Source organism: Hydrogenophaga sp. PAMC20947, from assembly GCF_004795855.1.
Classification (GTDB): Bacteria; Pseudomonadota; Gammaproteobacteria; order Burkholderiales; family Burkholderiaceae_C; genus Hydrogenophaga.
The window spans coordinates 4,310,831-4,326,324 of record NZ_CP039252.1 but is presented as its reverse complement, the minus strand read 5'-3'; the positions used below and the strand labels follow the sequence as shown (position 1 = coordinate 4,326,324).

General features: G+C 61.8%; 11 protein-coding genes. 2 read left to right on the top strand and 9 right to left on the bottom strand.

Features of this window, described 5'->3' with window-relative positions:
• Positions 1-16 precede the first annotated feature (16 nt).
• From E5678_RS19720 to E5678_RS19680, 9 genes are all read right to left on the bottom strand, one after another.
• A complete protein-coding gene (locus tag E5678_RS19720; RefSeq protein ID WP_136180101.1) occupies positions 17-979 on the bottom strand; it encodes a response regulator in 963 nt (320 codons plus the stop codon).
• The gene (locus E5678_RS19715) at positions 976-2,175 is read right to left on the bottom strand and encodes a hybrid sensor histidine kinase/response regulator (protein WP_136180100.1); all 1,200 of its coding nucleotides are present in this window, start codon (positions 2,173-2,175) and stop codon (positions 976-978) included. Before E5678_RS19715 ends, E5678_RS19720 begins: the two co-directional genes overlap by 4 nt.
• A complete protein-coding gene (locus tag E5678_RS19710) occupies positions 2,176-3,498 on the bottom strand; it encodes an ATP-binding protein (protein ID WP_136180099.1) in 1,323 nt (440 codons plus the stop codon).
• Complete coding sequence (locus E5678_RS19705) at positions 3,495-4,964, bottom strand: class I SAM-dependent methyltransferase (RefSeq protein ID WP_136180098.1); 1,470 nt, start codon at positions 4,962-4,964, stop codon at positions 3,495-3,497. Before E5678_RS19705 ends, E5678_RS19710 begins: the two co-directional genes overlap by 4 nt.
• Before the next feature lie 641 nt (positions 4,965-5,605).
• Positions 5,606-7,555 (bottom strand): molecular chaperone HtpG, encoded by a 1,950-nt coding sequence (gene htpG, locus E5678_RS19700; protein WP_136180097.1) that lies wholly within the window; start codon positions 7,553-7,555, stop codon positions 5,606-5,608.
• 167 nt (positions 7,556-7,722) lie between these two features.
• Positions 7,723-8,826 (bottom strand): ABC transporter substrate-binding protein, encoded by a 1,104-nt coding sequence (locus tag E5678_RS19695; RefSeq protein WP_168708615.1) that lies wholly within the window; start codon positions 8,824-8,826, stop codon positions 7,723-7,725.
• Positions 8,827-9,064: 238 nt separating this feature from the next.
• A complete protein-coding gene (locus E5678_RS19690; protein ID WP_136180095.1) occupies positions 9,065-10,345 on the bottom strand; it encodes an alpha/beta hydrolase in 1,281 nt (426 codons plus the stop codon).
• Positions 10,346-10,411: 66 nt separating this feature from the next.
• Entirely contained in the window at positions 10,412-11,647 is a 1,236-nt protein-coding gene (locus tag E5678_RS22925) for a pseudouridine synthase (RefSeq protein WP_348770355.1), read from the bottom strand.
• An 87-nt stretch (positions 11,648-11,734) separates the two neighbouring features.
• Complete coding sequence (locus E5678_RS19680; RefSeq protein ID WP_136180093.1) at positions 11,735-12,460, bottom strand: Crp/Fnr family transcriptional regulator; 726 nt, start codon at positions 12,458-12,460, stop codon at positions 11,735-11,737.
• Between the two features lie 152 nt (positions 12,461-12,612).
• Between E5678_RS19680 and E5678_RS19675 the strand changes: the two genes are divergently transcribed.
• Positions 12,613-14,559: an AMP-binding protein gene (locus tag E5678_RS19675; RefSeq protein WP_136180092.1), complete on the top strand. Its 1,947-nt coding sequence runs from the start codon at positions 12,613-12,615 to the stop codon at positions 14,557-14,559.
• 67 nt (positions 14,560-14,626) lie between these two features.
• Positions 14,627-15,412, top strand: coding sequence for an ABC transporter ATP-binding protein (locus E5678_RS19670; protein ID WP_136180091.1), 786 nt, complete (start codon positions 14,627-14,629; stop codon positions 15,410-15,412).
• Positions 15,413-15,494: the final 82 nt, after the last annotated feature.

The following is a 15,494-nucleotide window of genomic DNA, read 5'->3' as shown; positions in this document are numbered from 1 at the left end:
GAACCGGTCATCGGTATCAATCCAAAGGCTGGGTGAGCCGCTCCATCGCGTCCGCCAGCCAGTCACCAGGCAAAACACTGGCCGTGGCCAGGCTGACCCTGAACGTGCCGTCAACCGCCTCCAGACGGGCCAGGCCGCGCTGCCACAGCAACCAGGCCAGCCAGACACACTGAGGCGCGGTCACCACCTGACCCGCGGGGGCCGTCAACAAGGCGGTGAAGGCTTGCGCATCGGCCACCAAGACCGTGTCGTCCCCCAGAGGGTCTCCGTCCAGCAACTCGGCCAACACCCGCAAGGCCTGTGGTCCGTCGGACGGCGCAGCCTCCCACAACTGCAGCCAATGCCGCAAATGTGAAGCGACGGCCACGCCCCGCTGTGCCTCGGCCTGAAGCAAGTCTGCATGCTCCCAGCGGTTCCAGTCCACTTTGGGATGGGCACTTCGGCACGCCAGTGCGCCCTCGGCAAATTGAAACAAAGCCGCGTCGTGGGCCTCGTGTTGCACGGCGGCCGTCAACATCAACAGCGAAGCCATGCGGTTGGCCAGGAGCTGCCCTTGCTGGGCCAGCAGTTTGTCGCGCATCAGATCGTCGCGCTCGCTGCGCAACTCGGCCAGCTCCAGCGCATTTTTCAGGTCGGCCCGAAGGCTCTCCATTTCCCAGGGCTTGTTGATGTAGCGGTAGATCTCGCCGGTGTTGATGGCCTCAATCGCATCGCCCAACTCAGAATAAGCGGTGGTGAGCATGCGGACAATGCCCGGGTAGTATTGGCGCGCATGGCGCAACAAGGCATTGCCCATCTCGCCCGGCATGCGCTGGTCGCACACCAGCACCGCAATCTCATCGCCGTGCTCGGCGAGTGCGGCGCGACCGGCCTCTACCGAACCCGCCGTGATCACCGGGGCCATCGGGCTCACCAGACGATCGAAATACTTCAAGGCCATGGCCTCATCGTCCACATACAGAATTTTGGTGGGCTTCATGCCGGCTCCTGATTCGGATTCATCGAAAGAAAATGCAGCGTCACCGACGCGCCCGCGCTCAGTTCCGAAGCCACGCTGACAGAGCCGCCCAGAGACGTCATCACCCGCTGGCAAAACAGCAAGCCCATACCGCTCCCACCGGTCTCGGCGCGCGTGGTCACCGGTTCCCGGGTCAAGCGGCTCAACACCGCCTCTGGAATGCCCGGTCCATTGTCGATCACCACAATGGCCGGAGTCGCCGCCATGCCTGGTGCCGGGGCAGATCGCGTGAGCCTGACCTGCAACCGCGGCCGCTCGGGCTTGGCGGTCCGCATGGCCATCAAAGCATTCTTGACCAGCGTGCACAACACGAGATACAGCAAATCGCGGCGGCCGGGCAACTCGAAGTCGGCCTCCACATCGCCGTCAAACCAGGCCCCCTCTTCAGGCTCGAACGGGTACTCGGCCTGCACGGCCTGCACCAGATCCCGCGCACGCAGACTCACCCCTGTGCCGCCCATGCAAGCATCGCGCGCACTTTGAACAAAGGTTGACACCAACGACTGCGCGTATTCGGTGCGGCGTTGAGCTGCGTCAATCATGTGCATCACCTCACCGGGTCGCCGCTCGCTCAGGCGGGCGATGCCAGGCTCAAGCTGCGGAGCCAATTGGTGGCGATCCCTCATGCCAGACAAGTACCCACTCACCGTGGCCAGAGGCGTGGCCACCTCGTGGGCCAGGAACCCCAGCGTCTCGCGCAAGCTGTCGGCGCGCTGCCGCAGCTGGTCAAAATGGCGGGCGCGCTCAGCACCCTGGGCCAAGGCCTCTCGCAAGGTGCGCCGGGTCAGCGCGTCGTCCAGCGGCTTCTCGAGAATGCCCTCGACCTGCCCTTGATTCACGGCGGAAAACGCCAACTCTTTGTCGGCATAGGCCGACGCCAGCAAGCGAACCACATGGGGGAAGTCGCTGCGCAAAACCCGCAACAAAGCCACACCATCGCGCCCCGGCATGCGGAAATCGGTCAATACCACGGCGATCGCATGAGCGCTGGTGGCCAGCAACTGCAGCGCCTGGTCCACGCTCTCAGCGGTCCACACCACAAACTCATCGCCGTACAGGCGCGCGAACCATTTACACGCCTGTGGCTCATCGTCCACCAGCAACACCACATGGGCGCCAGCGCCGGGCAAGACATCAGGAACGGGGGGTTGGGTCATTTAAGGTCTTGCCAGATCAAAAGAAAATTCGGTCCACTCGCCCAACTCGCTGTGCACGGCCAGAGTGCTGCCATGGCGCTGGACAATGCCGTAGCTCACGCTCAGCCCCAATCCCAGCCCCGCACCCACATCGCGGGTGGTGAAAAAGGGGTCAAAAACGCGACCCAGGTGCTCCGGGGCAATGCCCTGGCCGTTGTCGCGTACTGTCACCCGAAGCCGTGCGCCATAAAGCTCTGCGTGAACACCGATGCACGGGTCCTGATTGTTCGCATCGCGCATCGCATGTCCGGCGTTGCTCAACAAATTGATCAGCACGCCAATAATGGCAGGCTCGTCTCCCAACACATGGGTGTCTTGCGGCATATCGACCACCACATCCACACCTTTGAGGTCGAAGCCCGCCAAGCGAGCTGCGGAACGCACAGCACGGTCCAACAAAAAAGGGCGTTGAATATCTTCACCCTGTTTTTGATAGGCGAAGGTCTTGAGATCCGAGACGATGCTCTGCACCCTGTCCATGCCTTCACGCGCGTCGTTGAGGCTCTCGCGCATCAACCCATCCGCCTTCGCAGATGGGAGTGTCAACCCCATGTTGATCGCCATGAGGCTGTAATTCACCGGGTTGTTGAGCTCATGCAACAAGCCGGCCGACAGGGTCCCGATCGCGGCCATTTTCTCGCGTTGGATCAGTTGCCCCTTCACCTGCGCCAAAGTCTCGTTGGTTTCCTTCAATCTCGCGTTGTTCAACACAGCCTCATGCTGGAGAGAAAAAAGTTTCGTGCGAGCCTGTTCGTTGAACCAAGTGCAAACGGCGCTTGCAACCGCCGAAAACGCCACAAAAAGACTGTTTGCGTAGAGCCGAGCACCATCGCCCACACCACTCGAATGGAAGACACAGGCAGACACGTACAGTCCCAGGGTAACAAGACCAAAAACAATGCCTTCCGCCAAGGAAATTGGAAGAATGATGCCTACGGCATACATGGCCAAATGCAGGCCGACGAAGTAAATCGATTGAACCCCCTCCGTCTGGTAGATCATCCAGGCAATCATGGCCTGTGGGAACAACAACCAAACCATGGTGAGCAGTCGTACCTTCTCCAACCCGAAGCGGGTAAACAGGACAACAAAGACAACGATGGTCGGCACCACCACAGCAAGCCTCAACATGAAGAACTCAAACAACCGATCCGGATACGTGAAGTAGTCCAGCCCAACGCCTGCGAGCACCAACACAGCCGAGGTGATACTCCCAGCCTTGCTATAGGTCAGCCTGAATTCTGAGAGCTGCGCCTCATATGGAAGGCGCGCAGCCGAATTCATGCGCCGTGTCCCCCATCGCCAGACCCGCCACCGAGCGTGGTCTCCGCGAAAAGGTTGACTCCCGTTGGATCGGTGTATAGATCGATGGGAGCATGGACATCCGCCATGATCTCAAGCATCTGACGCTCATCACGGTAAATCAGATGCCACTCGAGAAGGTGCTCCATCCCGTGGCGCTCCGGGTTGCTTGCGTGTACGTTGGTGAGCAACATGCGCGCCCCTCGCCGACTCTTGGATACAAAGTACCGAATCAGGCGGGAGCAAACTTTGTCCGACAAATAATCAAACAGTCCCGCACAATAAATGAAGTCGTACAAATCCTCGCTGGCATCTGCGTGTCGCGCACGAACGGCGCGCTTCAGAAGTTCGTGAACCGACTCTTGCACATAGGAAACGTGCAGCGCCGTGCCCGACAGCGCTGCGGCCTGCGAAACCTTTTCTCGCGTGTAGTCCAGCGTTTCCCGACTGAAGTCGATCAGAGTGAACTGCAATCTCGACAAATCGACGTCAGAAGCCACCAGTCGTTGAATTTCTACGGCAGGACCACACCCAATATTCAGGATCCGTATCAGACGTCCCTCTGATTCTGCCAAGGCTGCGGCTCGCCTCAAGTACGTGACGAGAACATCGATTCGATTTCGATGTGCTTCGGCAACCGCCGCTCTCAAGAAAGTGGCATTGACAACCTGGATGTAGGTACTGCTTCCCTGACGGGGGTCGCCCAACAATTGGTTCACCATCTCGTAATCACCGGCATAGCCCAATGGCTTGACAAACGTTCGGTAGACAAACGGGGCCCGAAGTACCAAGGGATGCAATGCCGCTTGGGCATAGTTGCGATGCAACGTCGCATCCTCCGGAGAAATGACAGAAGCTTCCCCCTCAAGACGGACCAGGAAGCTTTTCCCCTTGCGCATCAAGGGCTCTGCCATCGCCCAAAACACTTCGTCAGTGATCTGGCCTTGGGCGTCACGTGGCAAGGTTTTCGCCATTTCCGCTTGGCCGATCCAACGCGAGGTCTCTGCCAAAAAGGCACGGAACTCGCTGATCGTGACCTGATAGCTTTGGCTGATTCGAAATCGATCTTCCCACCCCTCTACAAACCGGGTTGTTTCAATCGCAATCTGTCCGGGATCTCCTTGCGCAAAATTCAAATCGGACCACTCATCCGTCAGCGCAACAGACACAACCGCCATCAGCCCGGTGTTGAGCAAGCTCACCACCACAGCCTTGCCTTTGTAAATACTGCGATCTCCCGAGCGAATGTTGACGTCGTCCAGCACCTCACTCACCTGCACGATGGAGTACGGGTTGTAGATCTCCATGACCAGCGCTCGCCGTTGAACACTGGTCAGCGTTGCTCGCGCGGCTTCCCCTTGGCTGTTCCGAAACGATATGACGGGATCAAATGGACGCTGTAGCTGCACGGTGTGGGTGGTCTCGGTGGTGTGAGGTGGGACAGACATGCAGTAGCCCCGCCAAGACAACTTCTTGATCACGCCAAGTGTAGTCAGAACTGGGCGGCCAGCGGTCACCGAAGTCGCGGAAAACAAGATTCACTCGCACACCCCGCAAAGCCTTTGCCAAAACAGGCGCGTCACCACGCACGGTGTCGAGCCCCCCCTTGCATCGGAGCCCGTTCACGTCGAGATCGCCCCGCCTCAGCAACTGCCCAACGTAGCCCGGCGGGTATTTCCCCAGCTGCGAAATCAAGAACATTGGCACCGCCAGCAGCTTGGGGCACTCGGTCACTCCGTGCTATTGATCGGGCATCAGCTGGCGCCAGACGTGGGTACCAGAACGTGCGTCAACACCGCGGTGCAAACGATCAGGAGACCCCCCGCACCGCCTGCCAGCTCAGGTCATTGTGCGGCAGGCTGTCAACGTGCTTCTTGAACGCCAGGCCAGAATGCACGCACGATGCGAACACGGCAGCGTGCATAAGAATCTTGAAAGCGGGCTTGGCTGATTTCGTTCGGAGCAGTCAGTACCCAGGCAGTCGTGGCGTGGGGCCATTCCAGGCGATGGACCGTCGCAAAAAAGGCTTGAGGCACATGGGTGCCTCAAGCCTTTCTGTAGAGCCCGGCGCTTGAGCCAGGCGGGCCCCTCAAACCAGCAAGGACGTTACCCGCTTCACATAGGTGGCTGGGTCATCCGGCAAACCGCCTTCGGCCAGCAAAGCCTGGTCAAACAGGATGTGGGCCAAGTCGTCGAAATGGGCCGAGGTTTCCAGCTTTTTCACCAATGGATGCTCTGCGTTCACTTCCAGGATCGGCTGACTGGTGGGCGCGGGCTGGCCCGCGGCCTTGAGCATGCGGGTCAGCTGGTTGGAGATGTCGCCATCTTCGACCACCAGACAGGCCGGCGAATCGACCAGACGCGTGGTCACGCGCACATCTTTGGCCTTGTCTTTCAAGCTTTCTTTCAGCCGGTCCAGCGTGGGCTTGAAGCTCTCGGCCGCGGCTTCGGCGGCTTTCTTCTCGTCGTCGTCCTGCAGCTTGCCCAGATCAACCGCGCCCTTGGCCACGCTTTGCAGCGGGGTGCCGTCAAACTCTTGCACATGGGACATCGCCCACTCGTCCACCCGGTCGGCCATCAGCAAGACTTCGATGCCCTTCTTCTTGAACACTTCCAGTTGCGGGCTGTTTTTGGCCGCGGCGAGCGAATCGCCGGTGATGTAGTAGATGGCGTCCTGGCCCTCTTTCATGCGCGCCTTGTAGTCGGCAAAGCCCACGCTCACCGTGTCGGTGGTGGTGCTGGCGTAACGCAACAGCTTCGCGAGCTTTTCGCGGTTGGCAAAGTCTTCGCCCAGGCCTTCCTTCAGCACGGAGCCAAATTCGGCGTAAAAGGCCGAATACTTCCCGGCGTCTTTCTCTGCCGCGGCTTTGTCTTCATCGCTCACCACATCGGTCACGCCGTCAGCGGTTTCCGTGGCCTCGGGTGCTTTGTCTTTCTTCGCCAGGTCTTCCAGCATGGCCAGCACGCGGCGCGTATTGCCCTCGCGGATGGCCTTCACATCGCGACTTTCCTGCAGCAGCTCCCGGCTCACGTTGAGCGGGAGGTCGGCCGAATCCACCACACCCTTGACCCAGCGCAGGTACGAAGGCATCAGGCTCTCAGCCTCGTCCATGATGAAGACACGGCGCACGTAGAGCTTGATGCCCGCTTTTCGATCGCGGTTCCACATGTCCATGGGCGCCTTGCCCGGGATGTAGAGCAGCTGGGTGTATTCGGTGCTGCCTTCCACGCGGTTGTGGCTCCAGGCCAGCGGCGCGTCCTGGTCGTAGCTGAGGTTCTTGTAGAACTCGACGTACTGCTCGTCGGAAATGTCTTTCTTGCTGCGCGCCCAGAGTGCGTTCGCCGAATTCACGGCTTCCCACTCGTCTTTCTGAACATGCTCGCTCTTCTCGGCATCCCACTCTTCCTTTTGCATCAGGATGGGCAGGCTGATGTGGTCGGAGTATTTGGTGACCAGCGACTTGAGTTTCCAGTGGCTCAGGAACTCGGCCTGGTCTTCGCGCACATGCAGCGTGATGGTGGTGCCGCGTGCGGCGCGCTCAATGGCTTCCACTTCAAATTCACCGGTGCCACCGCTGGTCCAGCGCACACCTTCGTTGGCGGGCATCCCGGCGCGGCGCGACTCGACGACGATCTGGTCGGCCACGATGAAGCCCGAGTAAAAGCCCACGCCAAACTGACCGATGAGCTGCGAGTCTTTCTTCTGGTCGCCCGAAAGCTTGCCCATGAAGTCCTTGGTACCGCTCTTGGCGATCGTGCCCAGGTGCTCCACGGCCTCGGCCTGGCTCATGCCAATGCCGTTGTCGGTGATGGTGATGGTTTTGGCGGCCTTGTCAAAGGACACGCGCACATCGAGGTTGGGCGCATCTTCAAACAGCGCTGCGTCGTTCAACGCCTCAAAACGCAGCTTGTCGCAGGCGTCCGACGCATTGGACACCAGCTCGCGCAAGAAGATCTCGGGATTGGAATACAGCGAATGGGTGACGAGGTGCAGCAGCTGTGCGACCTCGGCCTGGAAAGACAGGGTTTGTTTGCTCATACGTACGGAATATCTGAGGGACAGGACACGCCACGGCTCGACAGGAGCCACTGGCAAGGCAACCTGCAATTATGGGCGTCCCTCGAAAATTCAAGACGCAAACCCCCGCCAAGCGGACAACGCCCGGTATCTGAGGCAACAAAACCCCACGGGTGGCGGGCGCCCGATCAGTTCAGCAGCTTGCCGGCGGAGCCGATGATGCCGATCTCGGTGTAGGTCATGCCCTGGCGGTTGCCACTGGAAAAATCGTAGACCAGGCTGCTGACGGCGTGCTTTTTCATGGCCTCCAGCGCGTCGATCACGCTGGCGCCCGTCACCGGGCCCTGGACAGCCCTCAAGGCATCCACCAGCAGGCGACCGCTCACATACCCTTGCAAGCCATAGCTGGAGGGTTTCCAGTCTTTGCCACCGTACTTGCTCATGTGCGCCCGGTAGTCCTTGGAGATCCCCTCTTTGTTGCTGGCCGGGTTGGGCAACACCTGCACCAGCCCGATGCCAGAAGCGTCGGCTGGTGTCGGCGCAGCCGCCACGATCGCGCTGGTGCTGCCCGCGCTGGACGAGATCAGCAAGGTGCCTTTGCCGTATTGCTTGCGGTACATGGCGGCAAACTTGGCGCTGGTCACCCCGGGCGCGAACATGAAAATGACCGGGACCGACGATTTCCCCAAGGCATCGATCGCAGGCTGGATGTCTTCGGCGTTGCGCTCAAAAGGCCCCGTGGCGGTCACTTCCGCGCCCACCTCCTTGGCGGCCCGCTGAACTTCGGCCAGCCCGTCCTGCCCGAACAGGTCGTTCTGGTACATCACCCCAAAGCGCGTCAACCCCATCGATCGCGCCTGCTTGACCATGGTGTCGGCTTCGTGCTGCGCGCCGGCCGCGACAAAAAATATGTGAGGGCTTTTAAGCGCGCGCACACCCGACGAAGCCGTGAACGGACCGATCAGCGGCACGTTGGCGTCGGACAAGATGTTTTGTTTGACCAGGCCTTCGCTGTTGGGCGCACCAATCACGTTGAGCACCGCCACCGCCTTGTCTTCGCCGACCAGCTTCTTCACATTCTCGTGTGAACGGGCGGGCACGAAGTTGTCGTCCAGCGTGATCAACTTGATTTTGGTCCCGCGGATGCCGCCCGTGGCATTCACCGCATCAATCACCGCCTGTGTGCCCGCGGCCAGAGGGATACCCACCGATGCCGCCACGCCGGTCAAAGGCACAGATTGCCCGACCACGATTTCATTCGCCGCCTGCGCCTGCAGGGAGACCGCACACACAGCAAGCGCAGCCCCAACTGACCAGCCACGACCACCCCTGTGGACACACGCCCACCCCATCGCCCATTGTTTGATCACGCTTGACACTCCCTGATTTGACGGCACCACACCCGCCTGAGAAGGCGAGCGAGCGAATGGGCGCGATGCTATCAAAACAGGGCTGTTGATACGACAGGGAAAACGCGCAATTGCGCACAAACACCACAGCCTGCGCCTGAAATTCCACGGCGTTCAGATGTCAGGCGTCAGGCGCCGCCGAGTCCCCCAGCCAGTCCACCAATTGTTGCGCCACTGCCGGGCTGGACAGCAGGTCCAGATGGCCCGTGCGGTAGACGATGCGCTGGCTGTCGCGCGCAAACACGAGCCTGCGACTGGGTTCCTGGTGACGCCCCAAGGCGCTGTCCAGTGGCACCAGGCCATCACCGGTCAGGCGATCCGCCAGCAGGCCCCGTTGCGCGGCGAGCGTGGCGGCCACCGTGAAGCAGGCCACACCCTCTGGCAAGGGTAGTGGCACACGGTGGTCCTCGGCAGAGCCAAAGCGGCTGCGCCCTTGCCAGTCGGCATCGAGGACATGGCCATGGCGAAGGTCGGTGATACCGGCGCTGCGCAGTTGACCGAGCCGGGTAAACGGCGCGGTGAACGGCGTGACGCCAAGCAAGACGTCCACCCCGTGGCCGGCTCGTTCCAGCGGCGCGCCGTGGTGCGGCGAGCCCAGGAACACGAGCTCTCGCAGTTGGCCAGGCCAGGCCAGGCCAGCCTCTCGCGCCACCTGCACAGCCGAGCGCGCGACCAGCCCACCCATGCTGTGCCCCAAGATCGTGAGGCGCTGCAGCGGCACCGGCCAGGCAGCCACGAGCTGCTCCAGCAACAAGGCAAGGTCGCGTCCGTTTTCCGAGGTGTGCCGACCGCTGTTGTAACGCACGTAAATCGGCGTGCAACCCAATGATTCGGCGAGGTAGGCGCCATGGTCGTGCCCGTCGCGCCGCCACTGCGTATCGTTCATGCACAGGCCGTGGGCCAGCAACACCACGTGCGGGCTGACCGCTTCGCCCAGCTGGTTTTTGAGAGCGTCGGGTGCGCTCAGCGCCAGCACTTTGCCATCCACCCGCAACTCCATCGCCTGTGCCAGCGGATTGCCTGTGGCCACCAGTCGGTCACCCAGCACGCCGTTCAACGCGGCCAGTACAGCGTCGCGTTGCGGCGAGGCCTCGGGATGGGTGGCTGGGTCGTCCAGCAGCGGCAGCAGCACACCGAGCAGTCCGTCCATGCCCTGCCCCACCAGCGCAGCCACACCACGAATGCCGCGGTAGATCTGCCCGGTGAGTCCACCGGTCTGCTCTGGCGCGGCGCTTTTGGAGAGCCCCAGCTGACGGTGCACCGATCTGTGAACGCCCTCAACGAGGTTGATCACCCCATGTGTCGCCTGGGTCGCCAGCTGGGCGGCGGCCTTCAGGTCCGTGGGGCGGAGGTGTCGAAGCAGGGCCTGATTGGGCTTGCCCGGTGGGGTAGATGCGTTCATGACCCATTGTGGCGATAAAGCCATCCTTTTGAGCAGGTCAGTCGGACCAGCGGGTGCGCAAGGCGCTCAAAACCCCTCGCTCTCGCCCAGATACCGCCACTGCCCCACAGGCAGGTTGCCCAGCACCACATTGCCGATGCGGATGCGCTTCAGGCCCACCACGTGCAGGCCCACCTGCTCACACATGCGGCGGATCTGGCGTTTTTTGCCCTCGACCAGCACAAAGCTCAATTGTTCGGGGTTCATCCAGTTGACCTGGGCGGGCTTGAGCGGCTGATCGTCCAGGCTCAGTCCGTGGCGCAGTCGCGCCAGCAGCGCCTCGGGAAACACCGACTGCACGTCCTGGGCAATGACACCTTGGCCTTGGGGCCCATTGGGCGCCCACTGCACACGCACCAGGTACTCTTTTTCCACGCCACTGCTGTCGCCAATCAGCTGGCGCGCGATGCGGCCGTCCTGGGTCAGCACCAGCAGGCCGATCGAGTCGATGTCGAGGCGGCCGCAAGGCGCCAGGCCCCGGGTGTGATCGGGCGCGAACCGCCGAGCGTCAGCCGGGTGGCGGGCATCCCCACGCCATTGGCTGGGCGCGCCAATCAGGGTGGCCGCCGCTTCGTGGCCGTCTTCAGGCTGCCCGCTCACGTAGCCCATGGGCTTGTTCAACAGGATGGTCACTTGCCCGGCCTGCTGGTGGCGGGCCTGAGGCAAAACTTCGATCTTGGCGTCGGGGGCCACGGGCATGCCCATCACGGCAGGCTCGCCATCGACCAGCACCCAACCGCGTGCGATCCAGGCATCGGCCTCACGGCGAGAGCACAGCCCCAGATCGGCCATGCGCTTGTTCAGCCGCACCTCTCCACGCACATTGCCCACTCTAGCCAGGTCGGGCCGGTGGGGCTGAAAAGCGGGCGCCGGGCGCGGCGCGGCGGATGGCCCGCGCCGGTCACCAGGGCTTCGATCCTGACGGTCGTCCCGGCCACGGCCGCGATCGTCCCCCGTTGGTCCGGACCGGGGCCGGCCCTGGTCAAAACGACCCGCACCCGTGCCGCCTGGACGATCGCCATTGCGATCGGCGTTGAAACGCGGGCGCTCGGCACCAGGCCCGCGGTCGGCCCCCCCGGCACCCTGGGGGCGGGACGGTGGTTTGGGCGCCGAAGCCGACACGGTTTTGGCGCGGGCCGGGCCGGGTGGGCGCACCGGCGCTCGGCGCGGGGCAAACGGATCAGCCGGCTTTTTGGCCTTGGCGGCGCTCGGGTCGAGCTTGAGTGTGCGGGGAGGGGTTTTCTTGTCGTCGTCGGAGGTCATGGGGGGATCATCCCAGAATGCGGGCGCGCCAAACCCCGAAAGTCCCGGTTTTTGCCAATGCAGCACCATCTTCCGCCCAACGGCGCATCAGAGATCACCCGATCGGAGCGCCTGCAAGTCCAACACGCGCACGCCGCCATACTCCACCCGAATCCAGCCTTTGGCCGACAGCGTGGTCAAAGCTTCGTTCACCCGCTGCCGCGACAGGCCCACCAGGTAAGCCAGCTCTTGCTGGGTGGTGCGCAACACGCCGCCCACATTGGGGGAGAGCAAAGGATGAAACAGGGCCGCCAGGTTGCGGGCCACGCGCAGATCGGGGTTGTTGATGCGATCGATTTCACGAGCCGCAATGAACTGACCCAGGCGCTCATTGAGCTGGCTCATGACAAAGCGGTTGAAACCGATCGAATGGTCCAGCAGCCAGTCGAACGTGGCCACCGGAATGCCGGCGATCAGACTGGTGCGCAGGGCCTGGATGTTGTAGCGGTACTGCTCGTGCTTGAGCACCGTGCCCTCGCCAAACCACCCCCCCGGAGCCACGCCAGTGAAGGTGATGACGGGCCCCTGGCTTTCGTCGTTGCTCATTTTGAGCAACCCTTCGATCAACCCAAACCAGTACGCTGCAGGGCGCCCGATGCGGCACACGTAGTCACCCACCTGTGCCTGCGTGACCATCAAATCCCCTTGGGCGCGCTCGCGCTCCTCAGCGGTCAGGCCCTTGAGCCAGGGAATCTGGTTGAGCTCTTGCTCGGTGAGCGCACGCGCCCTTTTTCGCAAGGGGGAGGGCCGGTCGACGGCATATTGGGATGGCATGGCTAAGGGAAAGTCCTAGGCGGGGAGACCCGTGAATTGTCGTCCGACTGACAACATAACGTCAAACTTCAGCCTAGTATGGACCCCAGAATGAATCGACGTGACCACTGATGGGCCTCTGGCCCTACCGGTTGCGGACCCTGGAGACACACATGCAAACGACTTTCCCCCGGCTCTTGCTGGACCACGCCAAAACGCGCCCCACCGGCGCGGCCATGCGTGAAAAGGAATACGGCATCTGGCAGACCACCACCTGGGCCGAGATGGCCAAGCTGGTCGAGGCTATCGCGTGCGGCCTGCATCAGGCCGGCCTGCAGCGCGGCGAACACATGATCGTCATCGGTGCCAACCGCCCCCGCCTCTACGCCACCATGCTCGCGGCCCAGTCGCTGGGCGCCATTCCTGTGCCGCTGTACCAGGACGCGGTGGGTGGTGAGTGCGTCTACCCCATCAACAACGCCGATGTGCGCTTCGCCGTGGTGGAGGATCAGGAGCAGGTCGACAAGATGCTGGAGATTCGCGAAGAATGTCCGCAACTCAGCCACATCTACTTTGACGATCCGCGCGGCCTGCGCAAGTACGACGAGCCGGGCCTGAGCGCCATGGAAGAGCTGATTGCCGCCGGCCAGGCTTTTGCCAAGATCCATCCCCAGCTGTTCCAGGGCGAAGTGGACAAGGCCAGCCCCAGCGATGTGGCGTCGATGTTTTTCACGTCAGGCACCACGGGCAAACCCAAGGGCGTGGTCCACACCCACAGCACCCTGATCGACCGCGCCGCGGTGGGCGCCAGGTTCGACAAGCTCACGGCATCCGACGAGGTGCTGGCCTATCTGCCACCCGCCTGGATCGGGCAGAACATCTTTTCCTACGCCCAGTGGTTGGTGGCGGGCTACGTGGTCAACTGCCCGGAATCAGGCGCCACGGTGGCCATCGATCTGAATGAAGTGGGACCCACCTACTACTTCGCACCGCCCCGTGTGTTTGAAGGCCTGTTGACCACGGTGATGATCCGCATGGAAGACGCCGGTGCGATCAAGCGCAAGATGTTCCATGCCGCCATGGCTGTGGCTCAGCGCGTGGGGCCCGACCGCATGGACGGCAAGTCCATCGGCTTGCTCGACTCCATCAAATACGCCTTGGGCAACTTCTTTGTCTACGGCCCATTGCGCAACACCCTTGGCTTCAGCCGCGTGCGGGTGGCCTACACCGCTGGCGAAGCGATCGGCCCAGACCTTTTCAGCTTCTACCGCTCCATCGGCATCAACCTGAAGCAGCTCTACGGCTCGACCGAAACCGCCGTGTTTGTCTGCCTGCAGCCCGATCACGAAGCGCGCGCCGACACCGTGGGTGTGCCGTGTGAAGGCGTGGAGATCAAGCTGGCCGACAACGGCGAGATCATGGTCAAGTCGCCGGGCCTGCTCAAGGAGTACTACAAAAACCCCGAGGCCACGGCAGAGGTGCTCACCGCCGACGGCTGGTACCACACCAGCGATGCCGGCTTCATCGACGCATCGGGCCACCTCAAGATCATCGACCGGGTGAAAGACGTGGGCCGCATCAAGGGCGGCGTTTTTGACAACGCCATGTTTGCGCCCAAGTATGTCGAGAACAAGCTCAAGTTCTTCTCCTACATCAAGGAGTCGGTGGCCTACGGCGACCAGCGCGAGAAGGTCTGCGTGATGGTCAACATCGACATGGAAGCCGTTGGCAACTGGGCCGAGCGCAAGAACCTGCCGTATGCGGGCTACACCGACCTGGCACAAAAACCCGAGGTGTACGAACTCATCCGCGACTGTGTGGAGAAAGTCAACGCCGATTTGAGCCGCGACGAACTGCTGGCAGGCAGCCAGGTGAGCCGCTTCCTGATCCTGCACAAGGAGCTCGATGCCGATGACGGTGAGCTCACCCGCACCAACAAGGTTCGCCGCGGGTTCATCGGCGAGAAGTACGGCGTGCTGATCGACGCCCTCTATGGCGATAAAACCGAGCAGTACATCGAAACCCAGGTGAAGTTTGAAGACGGACGCACCGGCAGCGTGAGCGCCACGCTCAAGGTTGCCGACGCCAAGACCTTTGCCCAGGTGAAGGCCGCCGCATGAAGCCCAACGCCACCCAGATCAACATGGCGCAAGCCCCTCGACAGGCTCACGGTGAACGGACATTTGTATGAGCGATAAAAAAATCGGCGACGTCATTCTCGACGTCAACAACATCAGCCTGCGATTTGGCGGTGTCAACGCGCTGACCGACATCTCCTTCAACGTGAAGGAGCACGAGGTGCGCGCCATCATCGGCCCCAACGGCGCAGGCAAGAGCTCCATGCTCAACTGCATCAACGGCGTCTACACCCCGCAAGAAGGCTCCATCACGTTTCGGGGCAAGAAGTTTGACCACATGAGCTCGCGCCAGGTGGCCGAAATGGGCATTGGCCGCACCTTCCAGAATCTGGCGCTGTTCAAGGGCATGAGCGTGATCGACAACATCATGACCGGCCGCAACCTGCACATCAAGAGCAACATCTTCCTGCAGGCGCTGCGCATCGGCCCCGCGCAAAAAGAAGAAGAGCAGCACCGAGAGTACGTCGAACACATCATTGATTTCCTGGAAATCCAGGCCTATCGCAAGACCCCGGTAGGCCAACTGCCCTACGGCCTGCAAAAGCGGGTTGACCTGGGCCGCGCCCTCGCCATGGAGCCCCAGGTGATGCTGCTGGACGAGCCCATGGCCGGCATGAACATGGAAGAGAAGCAGGACATGAGCCGCTTCATCCTGGATGTGAACGATGAATTCGGCACCACCATCGTTCTGATCGAACACGACATGGGCGTGGTGATGGACATTTCCGACCGCGTGGTGGTGCTCGACTACGGCAAGAAGATTGGCGACGGCACACCCGACGAAGTGCGCAACAACGAAGAAGTCATCACCGCCTACCTCGGTACTTCAGATTGATGGAACACGACACCATGCACTCCACAACCACAACCCAGCGCACACCAATGCGCCAACCCAGAGCGCCGCAGAACCGCCCTCT

What these genes read in the sequence shown, in the direction of transcription:
- E5678_RS19720 (WP_136180101.1), bottom strand. Translation starts at nt 979, where the DNA reads ATGAAGCCCACCAAAATTCTGTATGTGGACGATGAGGCCATGGCCTTG.
- E5678_RS19715 (WP_136180100.1), bottom strand. Translation starts at nt 2,175, where the DNA reads ATGACCCAACCCCCCGTTCCTGATGTCTTGCCCGGCGCTGGCGCCCAT.
- E5678_RS19710 (WP_136180099.1), bottom strand. Translation starts at nt 3,498, where the DNA reads ATGAATTCGGCTGCGCGCCTTCCATATGAGGCGCAGCTCTCAGAATTC.
- E5678_RS19705 (WP_136180098.1), bottom strand. Translation starts at nt 4,964, where the DNA reads ATGTCTGTCCCACCTCACACCACCGAGACCACCCACACCGTGCAGCTA.
- htpG (WP_136180097.1), bottom strand. Translation starts at nt 7,555, where the DNA reads ATGAGCAAACAAACCCTGTCTTTCCAGGCCGAGGTCGCACAGCTGCTG.
- E5678_RS19690 (WP_136180095.1), bottom strand. Translation starts at nt 10,345, where the DNA reads ATGAACGCATCTACCCCACCGGGCAAGCCCAATCAGGCCCTGCTTCGA.
- E5678_RS22925 (WP_348770355.1), bottom strand. Translation starts at nt 11,647, where the DNA reads ATGACCTCCGACGACGACAAGAAAACCCCTCCCCGCACACTCAAGCTC.
- E5678_RS19680 (WP_136180093.1), bottom strand. Translation starts at nt 12,460, where the DNA reads ATGCCATCCCAATATGCCGTCGACCGGCCCTCCCCCTTGCGAAAAAGG.
- E5678_RS19675 (WP_136180092.1), top strand. Translation starts at nt 12,613, where the DNA reads ATGCAAACGACTTTCCCCCGGCTCTTGCTGGACCACGCCAAAACGCGC.
- E5678_RS19670 (WP_136180091.1), top strand. Translation starts at nt 14,627, where the DNA reads ATGAGCGATAAAAAAATCGGCGACGTCATTCTCGACGTCAACAACATC.